Below are 17,478 nucleotides of genomic sequence, written 5' to 3'. Positions count from 1 at the left end.
GAGAAGACGAAAATGGCTAAAGAAGTAAAATCGCTGGGCCGTGGATTGGCCGCCCTCATCGGTGAGGTCGGCGAGGAGATGGGCACCCTCGAGCGCAAGGGCTACACGCCGAAATCCGTGCCCGTGGAACTCCTGCGCGCGAACCCGCGCAATCCGCGCAAAGTGTTCGACGACACAGACCTGAGCGAGCTGACCCAGTCGATCAAGGATCGCGGCATCATCCAGCCCATCGTCGTGCGGCCCTTGCCGAACCACAGGGACGAATACGAGATCGTGGCCGGCGAGCGCCGCTGGCGCGCGGCCCAGAAGGCGGGGCTACACCGGGTGCCGGTGGTGGTCGTTCAGATCGACGACAAGACCTCGCTCGAATACGCCATTCTCGAGAACGTTCAGCGGGCCGATCTCAACCCCATCGAGGAGGCGGAGGGCTACTCGCGCCTGATGGCCGAGTTCTCCTACACCCAGGAGAATCTGTCGAAGATCATCGGCAAGAGCCGCAGCCATATCGCCAACATGCTGCGCCTCGCCGAGCTGCCGGCTCCGGTGCGCAAGCTGCTGATCGACCGCAAGCTCACGGCCGGCCATGGCCGCGCGCTTCTTTCCGTGAACGACCCGATTCAGGTGGCCAAGCGCGTCATCGACGAGGGCATGAGCGTGCGCCAGGTGGAGGAGATCGCCCAGGGGGATTCGGGCGGTTCGTCTAAGGCAGCAGTGAAAGCTTCTAAGCCCGGACCGACCGAGAAGGACCCCGATACCCGCGCTCTCGAGAAAGCCCTGCAGGACGTTCTCGGCCTCACCGTCAGAATCGACCACAAGGGCCAGGGCGGCGAATTGCGCATCAAATACAAGACCTTGGACCAGCTCGACGGGCTGTGCCGGCGGTTGAATCCGTAAAGACTCGTGCCTGAAATGGGCAGGGCATGACTGGACCCAAACCCAAACGCCGTCAGGAAGTTCACTCATCCGATCCATTGCCAGGATATTGCTATGCAATAACATGGGACCGGATGGATTTAGGATGGCCCATGATGGTTCCCTTCGGCGATCTTCAGGTGGAAGCGATCTTCAAGGCTTACCCTCCGGCGGTCAGACAACCGCTGCTGCAGGTGCGGGATCTCATTCTGGCGACCGCGAGTGAGATACCTTCCGTTGGAGAGGTCATCGAGACCCTGAAGTGGGGGCAGCCCGCTTACCTGCCCTCGCGGTCGAAGATCGGAACGACGATTAGGATCGATGCAGTGAAGGGAGAGGCAGCGCATTATGCGGTCTTTTTCCACTGCCAGACGACCCTCGTCTCCACATTCCGGGAACTCTATCCGACGGAGTTCACCTTTCAGGGCAATCGTGCATTAGTCTTCGAAGCCGGGAGCCGATTGTCTGTCGATCCCTTCAAGCATTGCGTGGCCATGGCGCTGACCTACCACAAAGACCGGGCGAGCTGAGGCAAGGTTTCAGTGCGGCATCAAACTAGGGCAGCCCAGGTTCAGCGCCTCGCCGCTCTTGCAATATCGAGCAAAGTCTTGGCCGCGATGGTGTCGGCGAGATCGGCCATGCGGCGGGTCTGGAGCAGGTTTGTCTGCAGCAGGGAGATCGCGTTCTTCAGGCTGTCGCCGGTCCAGCGCTGAAGGTGGCGCTCGACCAAGGGCTTGCGCCGGAAATGCAGGCTGCGCATGGTTTCCATGACGGCCGGGATCGAGCGACCTTCCTCGATGGTGAGGCGTGCGGTCAGCAGCATCAGGGCATGGCGCAGAGCCGCTCCGAGCAGCACGCTCGCATTCACGCCCTCGGCCGCGAGGCGCCGGGAGCCGGTCTCAAGGCCCGTGCCTTCGCCGGCGAAAGCCGCGTCGATCACCGCATCCATGGCGAGGCTCGACACGTCGCTCATGATGGCATCCACGTCGGCGAGCGTGATCTCCCGCTGGCCATGGGCATAGAGCATCAGCTTGTTGAGCTCGCCGCGGGTGGCGAGGCGGTCGCCGCCGAGGCTCGCGATCAGGGCCGTACGCGCCTCGCGCTGGATCGAAAAGCCATTAGCTTTCAATGCTTCGTCGACCACTGTGCCGAGATCGCGACCGGTATCCGCGTAGCAGGGCAGGGCCAGCGCCTTCTGCGAGCGCTCGCAGAGAGTGCGCAGGGGTGACGATTTCTGCAGATCGCCGCCTTCGATGACGATCACCGTGTCCTGCAATTCGCCTTTCAGGACGGCGTCGACGGCCGGCGCGATGTTGCGGGAGGTGGATTTCACCCAGATGGCACGCTTGCCGCCGAATAACCCCATGGTGCCGGCCTCGTCCGACAGGCGGCCCGGATCGGCCGCGATGTCGTCGCCGTCAATGCGGATCATCTGGAACGGGTCGGAGGCGTCATCCACGGAGCGCTCGGCCACCATGCGGGCGCGCTCGTTGATGAGGCCCATGTCGGGCCCGTAGAACAGGAACACACCGATGCGCGGATCGGGGCGACGCAGCGCCCCCTCCACGTCACCGGCTTTGATGGCCACCATGATGTCAGGTTCGGGTGGCGAGGACCGCCGACAGCCGGGTTCTCACCTGATCGGCGAGATCCTTGGTGAGCCTGATCTCCGCGTCGCGCGCCGCCCGGATGTTGGCGAAGCGCTGCGGGAAACGGTCGAAGCTGGCGCTGGAGGTGGCCGTACCCTGGGTGATCACCGTGGCTCCGTCGAGGGTTGTCAGCGTATAGGTCAGCGTTCCGCCGACGATGACGGAGCTTGCCGTACCGTATTGTGTGTCGACGACCGGGCTCGTCTGCGATTTCGTGAAGGCGAGACGCAGATTGTAGCGCTTGGGCGTCGCCGATCCCGAGCCGTTCAGCGCATAGATCAGCTCGCTGCGCAGGTAATGGCCTGCATTGGCCAGCTGAGGCGGCCATTCCACCTCCGGCACGTCGATGGAGGCAAGCTCCGTCTGGAGCGATTGCCCCGAAGCCGTCGGGCCATGAAGAGGCCGGAAGCAGGCGGACAGGCTTAAGATAAGGCCTGCCACAAGAGCGATGTGGGCGAGGCCCTTCAGGTTAAGCGACGACATTCACGATCCTCTGGGGAACGACGATGATCTTGCGGGCGGGCTTGCCCTCCATGGCCTTCTGCACGGCCTCGAGAGCAAGCACGGCAGCCTCGACTGTAGCCTGATCGGCGTCGCGGGCAACCGTCACGTCGGCCCGCTTCTTGCCGTTCACCTGCACCGGCAGGGTGATCGTGTCCTCGACCAGCAGCGAGCGGTCCACCTGCGGCCAGGGGGCATTGGCCACGAGACCGGATTGGCCCAAGGATTCCCAGCATTCCTCCGCCAGATGCGGCATCATGGGGGCGAGCAGCTGCACGAAGATGCGCCCGGCCTCGGCAAAGGCTGTGCCGACACCCGGCTCGTTGGTGCTCTTCGCCTGGTTCGCCAGGTCCTGCAGCGAGTTGGCCAACTCATAGAGATGGGCGACGCAGCGGTTGAAACGCAGGCGCTCCACATCCTCCTCGACGGCGGCGAGCGCCTTGTGCGCAGCCTTGCGCACGGCGAGCGCAATCGGATCCTCGGCAGAAGCGCCGTTGGGGCCTGCCATACGGTCCGCGACCTCGCCGATCAGGCGCCACACGCGCTGGATGAAACGGCCCGCACCCTGCACGCCTTCCTCGGTCCAGATCACGTCGCGCTCCGGCGGGGAGTCGGACAGCATGAACCAGCGCGCGGTATCAGCCCCGTAGGATGCGATGATCTCGTCTGGATCGACCGTGTTCTTCTTCGACTTCGACATCTTCTCGATCGAGCCGATCTCGATTGGGGCGCCGGTCTCCACATGGAAGGCTTTTCGCGCCGCGCCTTGCGTCTCGAAGCGCACATCGGAGGGCAGCACCCAACCGCCGCTCTGATCCTTGTAGGTCTCGTGCACCACCATGCCCTGCGTGAACAGGCCGGCGAAGGGCTCGTCGAGGCCGGCGTGTCCCGTCTTCTTCATCGCGCGGGTGAAGAAGCGCGAATAGAGCAGGTGCAGGATCGCATGCTCGATGCCGCCGATATACTGATCGACCGGCAGCCAGGCATCGACCGTCGCGCGGTCCGTCGGCTGATCCGTCAGGGTTGGATCCGTGAAGCGGGCGAAGTACCAGGACGAGTCCACGAAGGTGTCCATGGTGTCGGTCTCGCGCCGGGCCTTGGCGCCGCATTGCGGGCAATCCACGTTCTTCCAGCTTGCATGACGATCAAGCGGATTGCCCGGCACGTCGAAGGACACGTCCTCCGGCAGCACCACGGGCAGCTGATCCTTCGGCACCGGCACGCCGCCGCACGTCTCGCAATGGATGACCGGAATCGGGCAGCCCCAGTAGCGCTGGCGCGAGATGCCCCAGTCGCGCAGGCGGAAGTTGACCTTGCGCTCGGCGACCGCGTGATTGCCGCGGGTCTCGCCTTCCAGGCGGCGGGCGACCTCTTCCTTGGCTTCCTCGATGGTCATTCCATCGAGGAAGCGGGAATTGATCATCCGGCCTTCGCCGTCATAGGCCTCATCGGTGATGATGAAGCTGGCGGGATCCTGGTCCGGCGGGCAGACCACGGGGGTATTGCCCAGCCCATACTTGTTGACGAAGTCCAGGTCGCGCTGGTCATGCGCCGGGCAGCCGAAGATGGCGCCGGTGCCGTATTCCATCAGGATGAAGTTCGCCACATAGACCGGCAGCGTCCAGCTCGGGTCGAACGGATGCTCGGCGCGGATGCCGGTGTCGAACCCGAGCTTCTCGGCCTTGTCGATGGCCTCCTGGGCCGTGCCGACGCGCTTGCATTCCTCGATGAAGGCCGCCAATTCCGGGTTCTTCTCGGACGCGGCCTTCGCCAGCGGATGATCGGGCGCAACCGCCATGAACTTCGCGCCGAACAGGGTGTCGGGGCGCGTGGTGTAGATCTGCAGCTCGGTCTCGCCGTTCGGCACGGTCTCCGGCTTCAGGGCGAAGCGCACCAGCAGGCCTTCGGAGCGGCCAATCCAGTTGCGCTGCATCAGGCGCACCTTCTCGGGCCAGCGGTCGAGCGTATCGAGCCGCTCGTCTAGGTCCTGAGCGAAATCGGTGATCCTCAAAAACCACTGGGTCAGCTCGCGCTGCTCGACCAGGGCGCCGGAGCGCCAGCCGCGCCCGTCGATCACCTGCTCGTTGGCGAGCACCGTGTGGTCAACCGGATCCCAGTTCACCTTCGCGGTCTTGCGGTCGACGAGGCCGGCTTCCAGGAAGTCCAGGAACATGCGCTGCTGGTGCCGGTAATAGCTCGGATCGCAGGTGGCGATCTCGCGGCTCCAGTCGATGGCGAGACCCATGCTCTGCAGCTGCGCGCGCATCGTGGCGATGTTGGCGTAGGTCCATTCCTTCGGGTGGACCTTGTTCTGCATGGCGGCGTTTTCGGCCGGCATGCCGAAGGCGTCCCAGCCCATGGGATGGAGCACGTTGAAGCCGCGGGCCCGCTTGTAGCGCGCCACCACGTCACCCATGGTGTAGTTGCGCACGTGGCCCATGTGGATGCGTCCCGACGGATACGGGAACATCTCGAGCACGTAATATTTCGGACGCGGGTCGTCGTTGTTGGTCTTGAACAGGTCGCGGTCGTTCCAGACCTTCCGCCATTTCAGCTCGGCTTCCTTGGCGTTGTAGCGCTCGGGCCTCATTTTTCTCAAATCATCCGTCGTTTAGGGATTCAAGCGGCTTGCGCCGCCACGTTGCGGCGGACTAGGACACAGCTCTCCCGCGCGGTCAACGGTCTCGCGTATGCGAGAATGTCTTGAGAGGGTCCCATGAGCGAGAACGACGCTGTCGCAGGCTTGAGGCAGGTGAGGGAGAGTATTTCGCGCGCCGCATCCGACTATGGCCGGGAGCCGTCCTCCATCACCCTGGTGGCCGTCTCGAAGACCTTTCCCGCAGAGGCCATCGAGCCGGTGCTCGCCGCCGGCCAGCGGGTCTTCGGCGAGAACTACGTGCAGGGAGCCAAGGCCAAGTGGCTTGGCCTCCGCGAGCGTTACCCCGACGTGGAACTCCACATGATCGGCCCGCTCCAGTCCAACAAGGCGCGTGAGGCGGTGGAGCTATTCGACGCGATCCACACCCTCGACCGCCCGTCCTTAGCGGAGGCGCTCGCCAAGGAGATGGCCAAGCAGGGCAAGCGGCCACGCCTCTTCGTGCAGGTGAACACCGGCGAGGAGCCGCAGAAGGGCGGGGTGACCCCTACCGAGGTCGATGCCTTCCTGGAGGCCTGCCGCACCAAATATGGCCTCACGGTCGAAGGCCTCATGTGCATCCCGCCGGCCGAGGACCCGCCGTCGCCGCATTTCGCCCTGCTCAACACCATCGCCCAGAGCCACGGCCTAAAAGTGCTGTCCATGGGCATGAGCGCCGATTTCGACGCGGCCATCCAGTTAGGGGCCACCCACGTGCGGGTGGGCAGCGCGATCTTCGGGGCGAGATCGCTCCAACCCAAAGTCTGATGACTTTTGGTTGATAAAGATAAGGCGTGTTGGAGATATAGTATATCTCTCAGCTAAGTTGCTTTACTATCAGAAGCTGATTGGCAAACGAGCGGTTAAGTATGCGAAGCTCAGGACGATTATTGCGGCTCGGTGGCCATTTGGCCCTTTACACAGGTGGCTTCTCATTCCTTCTGATGGGAATGTGGTTCACTGCGAAAGAAGCTACTGTAGTAGCTCCTCAGCCTTCTATTTTGAATTTATTTCATAAGGCGAGTAGACCATCTTTAGAATACGCAGACTTTGTCTCAATTCTCTTGACAGGATTGGGATTAATGATCGCTTTGGGTGCGTTTTTCATAGCGATCATGGCTGTTTGGGGTTATAAAGAAGCAAAGGAGTTGGTGGTAAGGACAGCCGAAGATAGGGCCAAGGCTGAGGCAATAGAACAGCTTCCTAGGCTTTTAACTCCGGAACTGATCATCTCAGCATTGAAAAGTGATCCTAGTCTTCTCATAACAGCGACTAGAGAAACGAACGAAACTCTTTTCGGAGACGTTGATCAGAACGAAGCCGAAGAAATTGTGGAAGCTCTAGATGGTGATGCAGATGAACGTACTTGAGAAAATTAAGTCGTTTCAGAACGACGCGCCAGTAAACATTGAGGGTTTGATTAGATCTTTCGGGGTTTCTCTGGATAAAAAAGCTGTTCTACATCCTGAAATTGCCGGTCAAATTGAACGCGTAGATGGCGACCGATTTCACGTGGCGGTAAACGTAAATGACCATTACTACAGACAGCGTTTTACTATGGCGCATGAGCTTGGCCATTACCTTATGCATAGAGATCTTCTAGGTGAGGGTACGGATGACAATCGAGCTTACCGCAGCATAGATGCTGGCAAGTTTCACAACACAAGCATTTTGCCTCAACATGAAACTGAGGCCAATCGTTTTGCTGCTAATCTCCTCATGCCGGCACATCTTGTAAAACGGTACTTTTACGAGCTAAATGGAGAATTAGAGAGGCTCTCCAAAATATTTCAAGTATCATCAGAGGCAATGAGACACCGACTAGCAAGTCTCGACCTTAAACCTAGGGCTTTCGCTGAGCGGGTTGGATAATCATTCAATTTCTCTAAACCTGAACTAGGTACCAGCGGCCGCTCTGCAGAAAGCTTAGGAATCTTACAAACTACAGCTTTGCCGATCTCATCGTAGCGCGGCATGCATCCTTGCGGGTTGAATTGCATCTACAGCGCATCTTGGTTAAGCTTGCGACCTAGATCCACGTTCGAACCAGGGAGGGCTGCATGTTGGAAGCGATGCATCTGCGCATGTTCGGCCCCTGGCATGCCCTGCAGCAGCTTGTTGCAGGGCCGGCCATCGAACGGATCTGACGGCTTTTTTCTCACCGTCCTCATCTCATTCTGGTCAGCTCTGAACGGCTTGTCGCGCCTCTCGCCTCGCATGGCTCAAGGCACGTCCGACACGTTCAAGACTTTCGCGCTCCCCATGGCCTCAGGCCCAAGCGCGCCGCACCGATGAGATCCAAAAAATGACTTCCCTGAATCTTCGCAATGTCGGCGTCATCGCCCACACGCCCCTGTTCCAGAACCTGACCCTCGTCATCGGCGAGGGCGACCGTCTCGGCCTCGTTGCCGCCAATGGCGCGGGAAAATCGACGCTTCTCAAATGTCTCGCCGGCCACATGGAGCCGACCGAGGGAGACATCGTCGGTTCGCGGGGCTTGCGTGTCGCGCTGGTCGAACAAGACGTTCCTGCACATCTGCTCGACCTGACGCTGCACGACATGCTGCTTACCGCGCTCCCGGCTGACGAGCGTGTAACCCAGGAATGGCGCGTCGACATGGTGCTCGACGAGTTCGAGGCGCCGGCCGATCTGCGCACCTTGCCCATGCGCGCTCTCAGCGGTGGCTGGCAGCGCCTTGCGCTCATCGCCCGGGCCTGGTCACGCAGCCCGACATGCTGCTCCTGGATGAGCCGACAAACCACCTCGACCTCGAGAAGCTGTTCAAGCTCGAATCCTGGATCAATACGGCGGGTTATACCGCGCCCATCGTGGTGGCGAGCCACGACCGCGATTTTCTCGATGCCTGCACGAGCAAGACGCTGTTCCTGCGGCCCGAGGAATCCATTGCCTTCGGGCATCCCTACCGGCGCGCCCGCGACCTGCTGGAGGCGCACGATGCGGCAGCTCAAGTGCAGCGGGAGAGGACCTTGCGTGAAGTGAAGCGCCTGCGCCAGAGCGCCTCGGCGCTGCGCAATGTCGGCATCAACAGCGGCAGCGATGCCGCGCAGGTGAAGTCGGCGCAGATCAGGCGCCGGGCTGAAGCGCTGGAGCAGAGCGCCCGCATTGTTCACAAGGAACGGCCGGGTGAAATCCGGCTCGGCAATCGCGGCACCCATGCGCGGGTGCTCATGGCGCTGGAGAACGTGACGGTGCACACGCCCGATGAGCGCAAGCTCTTCACAATCCCCAAGCTCGAAGTGGCGCAGGGCGAGCGCATCGTCGTGCTGGGCCGCAACGGCGCGGGCAAGTCACAGCTCATCGGCTTGCTGCACCGGGCAATGCTGGCGCCCGACGGTTTGCCCGGCATTCGGGTGAACCCGAGCCTGGCGCTGGGCTACGTGGATCAGGACATGCAGCAATTACCCGAGAAGGTAACGGCGCACGACTTTATCCTGTCGCGGTTCCGCCTCGGCGATCAGCGCAGCCGCGCGGTTCTGGCGGAGGCAGGCTTCTCCATTGAGTGGCAGGCACTGCCGATTGCAAAGCTCTCGCCGGGCCAGAAGGCTCGGCTCGGCCTTTTGGCGCTGCGCCTCTCCGAGCCGAACTTCTATTTGATGGACGAGCCCACCAACCACGTGGACATTCCGGGCCGCGAGCAACTGGAAAGCGAGATCCTCGAGGCTGAGGCTACCTGCATCGTTGTCTCCCACGACCGGAGCTTCGTGACCGCCATCGGCACCCGCTTTCTGCTCATCGACAGGAACAGATTGCGGGAGATCGACGGGCCAGAGGAGTTTTACAGGACGATGCTGGGGTGAGATGCGCCTGCCCATCTCTCGACGTCATGCCCGGCCTTGTGCCGGGCATCCACGTCTTCTCCTTGCGCTGTCCGCTCAAGCATCCGTCCCGCAAATCACGGATGATTCACTGTGGGATGCAGGCGCGATTTCCCTCCCCCTTGTGGGGAGGGATCAAGGGTGGGGGTGCGAGCGCTGAACTGGACCAGCTTAACGCCGGCACCCCCACCTCCAACTCCTCCCCACAAGGGGGAGGAGGGCTTTGCGGTGCGCCACGATCTTGAACCCCGCCGTCTATCCAAGTCGCTGCAGAACGGCCCGCGCCATCACATCGGCGCTGCCGGGAGCGAATTCGAGATAGAGATACGGATCGATCAGCTCCAATTCCATCAGCATGAAGCCGCTGGATCTCACGAGGCCGTCGACGCGGGCATAAAGCGGTGTCTGCGGCAGAAAATCGATATAGCCCTGCGCCGCTTCGATCAGATCCCGGCTCACTTCGACGCGCTCATAGGTGATGCCGTATTGCGGATTGGCCCGCCACTCGCCGGCTTTCAGCACACGGCGGACTGCGTGGGAGAACGCGCCGTCGATGAAGGTCATGGTGGTCTCGCCAAGCGCGCCGATATCCTCCTGGAATTCCTGCAGCAGCATGTCGCCGGCTGTACCTTCAACGGACCATTGGGCGCGATCAGCCCGATCGAGTTTCTGGATGCCATGTCCATTCTGGCTCGAGACCGGCTTGAGTACGGCCGTTCTCCAGCCCTCCTGTTCCATCACCTGCGCGACAGTGTCCGCACTTGAGTCGGTCACGCGGATGGTCTTCGGAACCGCAAGACCCACCGCAGCCAACTCCAGCAGATAGGTCTTGCGGAAATTCCAGCGCAGCAGTTCAGGCGGGTTGAGCAGCCTTGCGCCCCTGGCTTGGAGCGCATCGATCCAGGCAAGGAAGCGCCCGGGGTCGTCGTAGTAGTCCCAGCAGCACAGGGGCAGCACCGCGTCGGTCGCGATGAAGGTCTCCAGCGGCGTCGTCTTCCAGGGAAGATAGGTCGCTTCCATCCCTTCAGCCCTCAAGGCGCCGAGCAAGGCCTCAAGGTTCGGCGTCGGATGCGGGTATTCGGAACAGGTGGCGATCAGGATCATGCGATCATCCAACGATCTTGATGCGCGTGTGTGGCCCGATCCGCTCCAGAAGCCTGCGGATCATGCGGCGCTCCACGGCCACGCAGCCCTCCGTGGGCAGGAAGCCCGGGCGGGCCAAGTGCAGGAAGATGGCGCTGCCGCGGCCTTTGATGATGGGGCCACGGTTCCAGGCGATATCGACCACCACGTCGTAGAGATGATCGTCCCGCCACATCTTTTCGTGGCTGGTGGAGCAGGGCAGGGGGACGAGGCGGTTGTAGCGGCGGTCCCTCGCGTCGTCGGACCAGCCGTCGCCGAGCCGGATCGCTTTCAAAGGCAGGCCGGTCCGGGGGCGCGGACCATGATCGGCCCGGTAGAAGGCCTGCAGGATCCGGAAGCGTCCGACCGGCGATGCGCCGTCGCCCTCCCGCTTCGCATGGCTTGTGCCGGAGCGGCCGAGTGCGCACGGAATCACGAGATTACCCGCCTGCAGGCGCCCGCGCCGGTGGTCGAGCGGGGAGCGGAAAACACGGATAACATTGACGCGAGAGTGTTTCATCGGCAGTGGAAGGGCCTGGGGAACCCCTTGTTGTCAAGCTGGGAATGACTACTCTTATGCGTCGAGGATGATCCGAAGCTCAAGGCTCGCGCGGCTGTAAAGGCCAAGTTGCGATTTTTCGATCCGGATCATGAGCGGCGACAAGGGGTTTACGAACCGCTTCAGGTTTGTGGGTTCTTCGCGTTTGAAGGCCGCTCCAGCAGACATGCAGTTCATCGTGTGAAGGGTTTCAGATGTCGAATGCCAGCCGCCTCCTCGTTGTGGATGACGATCAGGATCTGCGCGACACCCTGGCCGAGCAGCTCGGATTCCATGACGAGTTCCAGGTCACCATCGCCGAGACGGCCACGGGGGCTATTGAGGCCGTGAAGGGCGACCGGATCGATCTCGCCATCATGGATGTGGGCCTGCCCGACATGGACGGGCGCGAGGCCGTCAAGGTCATGCGCCAGAACGGCTTTCGCAGCCCCATCATCATGCTCACCGCCCAAGGGTCGGAAACCGATACCGTGATGGGCCTGGAGGCGGGCGCCAATGATTACGTGGTAAAACCCTTCAAATTTGCCGTGCTGCTCGCCCGCATCCGCGCGCAGCTGCGCCAGTACGAGGCGAGCGAGGATGCGGTGTTCCAGATCGGGCACTACATCTTCCGTCCCGGCTCCAAGATGCTCACCACCGAGAAGGGCTCCAAGCTCAAGCTGACGGAAAAGGAGACGGCGATCCTGCGCTATCTCTACCGCGCCGGCCAAGCCGTGGTCGGGCGCGACACCCTGCTCACCGAAGTGTGGGGCTACAATTCCAACGTCACCACCCACACGCTGGAAACGCACATCTACCGCCTGCGCCAGAAGATCGAAACCGATCCGTCCAACGCCAGCATCCTGGTCACGGAACCGGGCGGCTACAAGCTGATCCCGTAAAACAATCATCATGGCGCTCGAAGACGACATCGCTACCTTAAGCCAGGCTCCGCTGTTCAACCTGCTGGAGAAGGACGCCCTGCGCCTCGTTGCCTTTGCGTCGGAAACCCGCAGCTATCGCGAGGGCGATGTGCTGTTCAAGAAGGGCGACCGTTCAGACGGCGGCTATGTGGTGACCCGCGGGTCCATCGCACTCGACGCTGCGGAGGACGGCTCGCCGGCCGTCTTTGTGGCCGGCCCCGGTGCGCTGGTCGGGCAGGCCGCCCTGTTCGCCCGCATCGAGCGCCGCGCCACGGCCACGGCGCAGGAGCCCTCCACCATCATCCGCGTGACGCCGAGCCTCATGCGCAGGGTTCTGGAGGAGTTCCCGGATGCCGCCGCGGCGATCCATGAGGTCATGGTTGAAGAGCTGACCCGCCTCACGGAAGGCCTGGAGCGTGTGCGCCAGCAGCTCCTCGCCATCGATGGCGAGGAGAGCCCCGCCGTCCCGCAGAATGACAAGTGAGGGGTTTGCCCCTCACGCCGCCTTGACGTCGGACAGGAAGACATCGACCTCCCGGCTGAGGTTCTCTGCATAGCGGGCGAGTTCCTGCGCCGCGCCCAGCACCTGAGTTGCCGCAGCGCCCGTTTCGCCTGCACCGTGCTTCACGCTGTCGATGCTCTCCGTCACCTGACCGGTTCCGCGGGCAGCCTCCTGGACGCTGCGGGAAATCTCGCTGGTCGTTGCACCCTGCTCCTCCATGGCGGCTGCAATGCCCGTGGAGATGCCGGAGATCTGGTCGATCACAGTCTGGATCCCGTGGATCGCGCTGACGGCTTCGTGGGTCGCGCCCTGGATCTGGGCGATCTGCGCACCGATTTCCTCGGTGGCCTTGGCCGTCTGGGTCGCCAGGTTTTTCACCTCGGACGCCACCACGGCGAAGCCCTTGCCTGCCTCGCCGGCGCGGGCCGCCTCGATGGTGGCGTTGAGCGCCAGCAGGTTGGTCTGGCCCGCGATGGTGCTGATCAGCTGCACCACGTCGCCGATGCGCTCGGCACCGCTGGAGAGCGCCTGCACGATGCTGTTGGTTCGCTTGGCGTTTTCAACCGCTTCGAACGAGATCTGGGACGACCGGGTGACCTGTCTGGCGATCTCTCTGATCGAGATAGACATCTCCTCGGTCGCGGCCGCGACGGTCTGCACGCTGCCCGACGTCTGCTCGGCTGCGGCCGCTACGCTGACGGATTGCTGGTTGGTCCGCTCGGCCGTGGCCGTCATGGTCTGGGCGGTCGCTTCCATCTGCGATGCGGCAGCGGCAAGCCCTTGCGTCAGAGCCGACACATTGGCCTCGAACTGACGGGTCAGGCCATCGAGCTTCAGGGCACGCTGCATCTTCGCGTCGCTCTCAGTCGCCTGTTCGACCGCGAGCCGCTGACGTTCGACCGTGTTCTCGCGGAAGATCTCCACCGCGCGGGCCATCGCGCCGATCTCGTTCTTCCAGGCGAGATAGGGAACCGTCACGGAGGTGTCGCCATGGGCCAGGCCGTTCATGGTCCCGGCGAGCTTCGGGATCGGCCGGAACAGCATCCGGGCCGAGAGGATCGCAGCCAGGGTCAGCACGAGGACGGCTGCCAGGGACACCATGCCCATCTGCCACATGAGACGGCTGGCCGAGGCTTCAAGCGCGGTGACCTGAAACCCGCTTCCGAGTACGCCAAGAACCTGTCCGCTCTGACCGAAGACAGGCAGGTTCACCAGAAGGTAGTCATGCCCGAGAATTTTCGCCTGGCCCACATAGGTGCCGCCTGCTGAGACGATGGGGAAGACCACGCCTTTGCGGTCCATGGCCGTGCCGACGGCGCGCGTTCCATCGGGATTGCGCATGTTCGTGGCGCGGCGGACGAAGTCTCCGCTCGTCTTGTCCTTCACGAACAGGGTTGCCGGCGCCTGCGTGGCCTCGGCGATCCGGTCGGCGAGCTCGTCGCTGTAGAACACCGCATCGTCGTTCACCGTGATCCCCGTGACGGCACCGGTGCTGTCCTTCTTCACTGTCAGGCTGTCGATGGAGCCGCGCAGGATGCCGACGAAGGTCCGCACATTGGATTGCAGCTGAGCCAGCGCCTTGCTCTGGACATCCGAGCTGGTCTGAAGAGACACGGCTGCAAACAGAGCGGCGGCGGTCATCACGACGAAAGCCACCATGGCGGCCGTCGTGAGATGGGAAAGTTTGCGGTGGGCGAGAAGCTGCACGGTTGTTGACCCTAGGGAAAGTGATGCAACCTCTTTCGCAAACGGCGGTTAACATCTGGTCAAAAGTGATCGCACGCGAATTCTCCTCGGTCACTTTCGTGATCCTGAGCCTTATGCACGGGTGCCGAAGGAGATTCCGGTCGCCCGCCTCATCGGAGACGAGGATTGGAAGCGCGCGATCCTACGATTTCAGGATCTCTTCGATGAGCGAGACAACCTGGGCTGCTTCCTCGAATGTCGCCAGACGGCTGGGGCGACCGCCCAGAAGCAGGGCAAGCTCCGCGATTTGCTCGGCATCGGCCCGCTCAGGCGCGATATCGCCGCTCTCGTGAGTCAGGCGGTACCACTCGCTCATGACGGCCGAGCTTCGTGAGCCCTTCACCTCGAAGCGATTGAACTCATCTTGGTCGCCGTCCACGGCGGCATCGATAATCATGGTCGCGGACGCGAACTGGAGAATGGCCCGGACCTGTGTTTCCGTGCCCATGGGGCCACGCTCAATGGCGCAGTCCGTGAGGCGTCCCTGGCCGAACAAGCGCAGGGCCAGAAAGGCGAAGTGGGAAACAACCTCCCTGGTAAAGCCGCCCTGCTCAGGACCAGCGAGCCACGATGCGGCGCCCTGCTGCCATTCCCTGGGCCATCGCCGGAAGCGCAACGTCAGATGGGCCGACAGGTTTTCGCCAAGGGCTCCGGTTTCGACCAGCTCCTTGAGGCGGACGGCCGCGGGAGCGGTTGCGAAGGGAAAGTTGACGGCGGCCGGAATGCCCGCCCGCGCAACCGCGTCGACGCAGACCCGGGCTGCTTCCGGCGAGGCTGCGAGCGGCTTCTCGCACAGAAGCGCCTTGCCGGCACCCGCCACTGCCCTGACGATCTCCTCGTGGGTGAGCGGAGGCGTCGCCACATAGACGCAACGGACGGACGGATTGTCGATAAGCTCGGCGATGCTGCCGGCCATCGGGATTGTCGTCTCCGCTGCTGCGGGGTCGTAAGCTGCAACGATCGCGAAGGCGGGATTTGCCCTAATGCTTTCCGCGAGGCGCCGGCCCATCGTGCCGAGGCCCACAATTCCAATGCCGTACATGACCAAGAATCCGCCGAGAGTGTGAGGGTTGACGCGTGGCTTACAGCTCCAGCACCGCCGTCACCGGCGCATGATCTGAGGGACGCTCCCAGCCGCGGGTGTCGCGGGTGACGTCGATGGTGCGCAAGCTATCCTTCAAGCCCTTCGAGAGCCAGATGTGGTCGAGTCGACGACCCTTGTCGGCCACGGCCCAGTCCGGCGAGCGGTAGCTCCACCAGGAATAGATCTTCTCGGGCTCGGGGCGCAGTACGCGCATGGCGTCGATCCACTCCGCCTCCTGGCGCAGCTCCTCGAGGGCCTCGGTTTCCACGGGCGTATGGCTCACCACGTCGAGAAGCTGCTTGTGGCTCCAGACGTCGTGCTCGAGGGGCGCCACGTTGAGGTCGCCGACGAGGATCGCAGGACCGGCAGTGGGCTTGGACTTGCTGCCCCATGAGCGCATCTCGGCCATGAAATCGAGCTTGTGCCGGAATTTCTCGTTGAGATCCGGATCGGGAATGTCGCCGCCGGCCGGAACGTAGAAGTTATGGATCGTCAGCCCCGCGGCGGCCTTCGCCTCCCGGCTCAAAGTCACCGTGATGTGGCGGGCATCCGGGCGGCCGCACATCTCCATCACGCTCGTCTCGGAAAACGGATAGCGGGACAGGATGGCGACGCCGTTATAGCCCTTCTGGCCCATATGGACCACGAAGGGATAGCCGAAGGCCTGCAGGTCCTTCAGGGGCAGCTTGTCGTTCGGGCACTTGGTCTCCTGCAGGCACAGGATGTCCGGGCGGCGCTCCTTCAGGAAGCGGCCCACCTGATTGATGCGCAGGCGAACGGAGTTGATGTTCCAGGTCGAGACAGTCAGTTGCACGGAGAAAGGCCCCTTGGAAGACCCTATCCGGCTACGACAGATTTCGCCCGGAGGGAAGGGCGGGCTTTACCGGTTGTTGCCGGCGCCGATGACGGCCTCGTACTGGATCTTGAACAGGTCCTGGTCGATCCGGCTGCCGCGCTCGGCTTTGCCCAGCACCACCACGGTCTGGAATCCCTGGGCGTCGACGATGCGCCACTGGTTCAAGGTCTCCACCTGGGGATCGAAATACAGCGTGATCCGGGAGGTGCCGCCGAGCGTGGAGGTATCCTCCAGGTTGATCCGCACCGCATTGCCGTCATTGGTGATGCCGGTGATCTTGATGTCCTGGCCGAGATTGACCCGCTCGCGCAGGAGGAATTTCAGGGGCGTCTGCGAGATCGAGTAGAGATCCTGGGTGGCGAGCTTGCGGTCGCGCACCGCCACCGAGCGGCCATCGGCGACCACCTGCAGGGTGGCCGGCGGATCGTATTCGAACCGCACCTTGCCGGGCCGCTGGAGATAGAGCGTGCCGCCCTGGCGGCGCCCGTCGCCGCCCACTTGGGTGAAGTCCGCCACCATGGTGCTGAGATTCGTGAAGAAGGCATTGGCCCGCTCCACCACAACGCTGTTGGGCAGCGGCTGGTTGAGGGCCACCGGAATGGCCGAAGCGGTCACGATGGGCTTTGGCGTGATCGTGATGGGCTCGGTAGTTGTTTCAGGCTCCTCCGTGACCGGGCGGCTCGGCGGCAGGGGAGCCGTCGCGGCGAGCACCTGCTCCGCGTTGGCGGGTCTGGCGATCACCGGCCGGGCCGGTTGGGCCGCAGGGTGCAGGGATCCCGCATGACGGAAGGACGCGGTCGGCAGGGGCGCGGCCGTGCGGCTGAAACCCTGAACGGCCGGCCGCGCAGGCGGAAGGATCATCTCGATGGGAAGCGTCTGCCCCATGGCCGGCAGGATGCCCGCACAGGCGGACAAGGCCGTGACCAAAACGACGAGGGGGAGGGGACGCATCCTAACGAATCTCCTGACCGAAACCATCATGACGGCTGCTTGGCCATTGCACATGGCTCAACAATGACGCAGGGCCGAGGTCAAGGTTCCGATGCTAGAGCTTAATCGCCTCCTACTCCCGGAGATTCAAGCAGGATTTCGCGTTTGCCGGCGTGGTTTGCGGGTCCGACGATGCCCTCCTGCTCCATCCTCTCCATGAGCGAAGCCGCCCGGTTGTAGCCG

The 17,478-nt window shown here is 62.8% G+C and carries 17 protein-coding genes and 1 pseudogene; 8 read left to right on the top strand and 10 right to left on the bottom strand.

Features of this window, described 5'->3' with window-relative positions; all coding sequences use genetic code 11:
- The first annotated feature begins 12 nt into the window (after positions 1-12).
- Together VB618_RS06220 and VB618_RS06215 are read left to right on the top strand one after the other, a co-directional pair.
- Complete coding sequence (locus VB618_RS06220) at positions 13-894, top strand: ParB/RepB/Spo0J family partition protein (RefSeq protein WP_329795726.1); 882 nt, start codon at positions 13-15, stop codon at positions 892-894.
- Between the two features lie 131 nt (positions 895-1,025).
- Positions 1,026-1,442, top strand: a complete 417-nt coding sequence (locus tag VB618_RS06215; RefSeq protein ID WP_329795725.1) for a DUF1801 domain-containing protein — start codon at positions 1,026-1,028, stop codon at positions 1,440-1,442.
- Between the two features lie 41 nt (positions 1,443-1,483).
- On the opposite strand, the gene holA is transcribed toward VB618_RS06215, so the two are convergent.
- The 3 genes from holA to leuS are packed head-to-tail and all read right to left on the bottom strand — an operon-like array spanning position 1,484 to position 5,652.
- On the bottom strand, positions 1,484-2,503 hold the full coding sequence (gene holA / locus VB618_RS06210) for a DNA polymerase III subunit delta (RefSeq protein ID WP_329795724.1): 1,020 nt from the start codon (positions 2,501-2,503) through the stop codon (positions 1,484-1,486).
- A gap of 4 nt (positions 2,504-2,507) precedes the next feature.
- A complete protein-coding gene (gene lptE, locus VB618_RS06205) occupies positions 2,508-3,044 on the bottom strand; it encodes an LPS assembly lipoprotein LptE (protein ID WP_329795723.1) in 537 nt (178 codons plus the stop codon).
- Positions 3,031-5,652, bottom strand: a complete 2,622-nt coding sequence (gene leuS, locus VB618_RS06200) for a leucine--tRNA ligase (RefSeq protein ID WP_329795722.1) — start codon at positions 5,650-5,652, stop codon at positions 3,031-3,033. Before leuS ends, lptE begins: the two co-directional genes overlap by 14 nt.
- Before the next feature lie 126 nt (positions 5,653-5,778).
- On the opposite strand from leuS, the gene VB618_RS06195 reads away from it, so the two are divergent.
- The 4 genes and pseudogenes from VB618_RS06195 (at position 5,779) to VB618_RS06180 (ending at position 9,516) form a co-directional block, all read left to right on the top strand.
- Complete coding sequence (locus VB618_RS06195) at positions 5,779-6,465, top strand: YggS family pyridoxal phosphate-dependent enzyme (RefSeq protein ID WP_329795721.1); 687 nt, start codon at positions 5,779-5,781, stop codon at positions 6,463-6,465.
- Positions 6,466-6,605: 140 nt separating this feature from the next.
- Complete coding sequence (locus tag VB618_RS06190; RefSeq protein WP_329795720.1) at positions 6,606-7,067, top strand: hypothetical protein; 462 nt, start codon at positions 6,606-6,608, stop codon at positions 7,065-7,067.
- Positions 7,042-7,569: an ImmA/IrrE family metallo-endopeptidase gene (locus tag VB618_RS06185; RefSeq protein WP_329795719.1), complete on the top strand. Its 528-nt coding sequence runs from the start codon at positions 7,042-7,044 to the stop codon at positions 7,567-7,569. Before VB618_RS06190 ends, VB618_RS06185 begins: the two co-directional genes overlap by 26 nt.
- Positions 7,570-8,002: 433 nt before the next feature.
- Positions 8,003-9,516, top strand: a pseudogene (locus VB618_RS06180) (ATP-binding cassette domain-containing protein).
- A gap of 273 nt (positions 9,517-9,789) precedes the next feature.
- Here the strand turns inward: VB618_RS06180 and VB618_RS06175 are convergent.
- Positions 9,790-10,638, bottom strand: a complete 849-nt coding sequence (locus VB618_RS06175) for an ATP-grasp domain-containing protein (protein WP_329795718.1) — start codon at positions 10,636-10,638, stop codon at positions 9,790-9,792.
- A gap of 4 nt (positions 10,639-10,642) precedes the next feature.
- Entirely contained in the window at positions 10,643-11,176 is a 534-nt protein-coding gene (locus VB618_RS06170) for a L,D-transpeptidase family protein (RefSeq protein ID WP_329795717.1), read from the bottom strand.
- A gap of 233 nt (positions 11,177-11,409) precedes the next feature.
- Here VB618_RS06170 and VB618_RS06165 point away from each other — a divergent pair, with 233 nt between their 5' ends.
- Both VB618_RS06165 and VB618_RS06160 read left to right on the top strand, forming a co-directional pair.
- Complete coding sequence (locus tag VB618_RS06165; protein ID WP_329795716.1) at positions 11,410-12,096, top strand: response regulator transcription factor; 687 nt, start codon at positions 11,410-11,412, stop codon at positions 12,094-12,096.
- A gap of 10 nt (positions 12,097-12,106) precedes the next feature.
- On the top strand, positions 12,107-12,601 hold the full coding sequence (locus tag VB618_RS06160) for a Crp/Fnr family transcriptional regulator (protein WP_329795715.1): 495 nt from the start codon (positions 12,107-12,109) through the stop codon (positions 12,599-12,601).
- A 12-nt stretch (positions 12,602-12,613) separates the two neighbouring features.
- On the opposite strand, the gene VB618_RS06155 is transcribed toward VB618_RS06160, so the two are convergent.
- The 5 genes from VB618_RS06155 to VB618_RS19785 form a co-directional block, all read right to left on the bottom strand.
- On the bottom strand, positions 12,614-14,326 hold the full coding sequence (locus tag VB618_RS06155) for a methyl-accepting chemotaxis protein (RefSeq protein ID WP_329795714.1): 1,713 nt from the start codon (positions 14,324-14,326) through the stop codon (positions 12,614-12,616).
- Positions 14,327-14,507: 181 nt separating this feature from the next.
- On the bottom strand, positions 14,508-15,407 hold the full coding sequence (locus VB618_RS06150; RefSeq protein ID WP_329795713.1) for a Gfo/Idh/MocA family protein: 900 nt from the start codon (positions 15,405-15,407) through the stop codon (positions 14,508-14,510).
- Positions 15,408-15,447: 40 nt separating this feature from the next.
- Positions 15,448-16,263: an exodeoxyribonuclease III gene (xth, locus tag VB618_RS06145; protein WP_329795712.1), complete on the bottom strand. Its 816-nt coding sequence runs from the start codon at positions 16,261-16,263 to the stop codon at positions 15,448-15,450.
- Between the two features lie 66 nt (positions 16,264-16,329).
- On the bottom strand, positions 16,330-17,256 hold the full coding sequence (locus VB618_RS06140) for an outer-membrane lipoprotein carrier protein LolA (protein ID WP_329795711.1): 927 nt from the start codon (positions 17,254-17,256) through the stop codon (positions 16,330-16,332).
- A 101-nt stretch (positions 17,257-17,357) separates the two neighbouring features.
- A partial coding sequence (locus VB618_RS19785) for a DNA translocase FtsK (RefSeq protein ID WP_442931712.1) occupies positions 17,358-17,478 on the bottom strand: 121 nt, incomplete at its 5' end.

It is taken from the genome of Microvirga sp. CF3062 (assembly GCF_036314045.1).
Lineage (GTDB): Bacteria > Pseudomonadota > Alphaproteobacteria > Rhizobiales > Beijerinckiaceae > Microvirga.
This window is presented reverse-complemented; position numbering and strand designations above follow the sequence as displayed.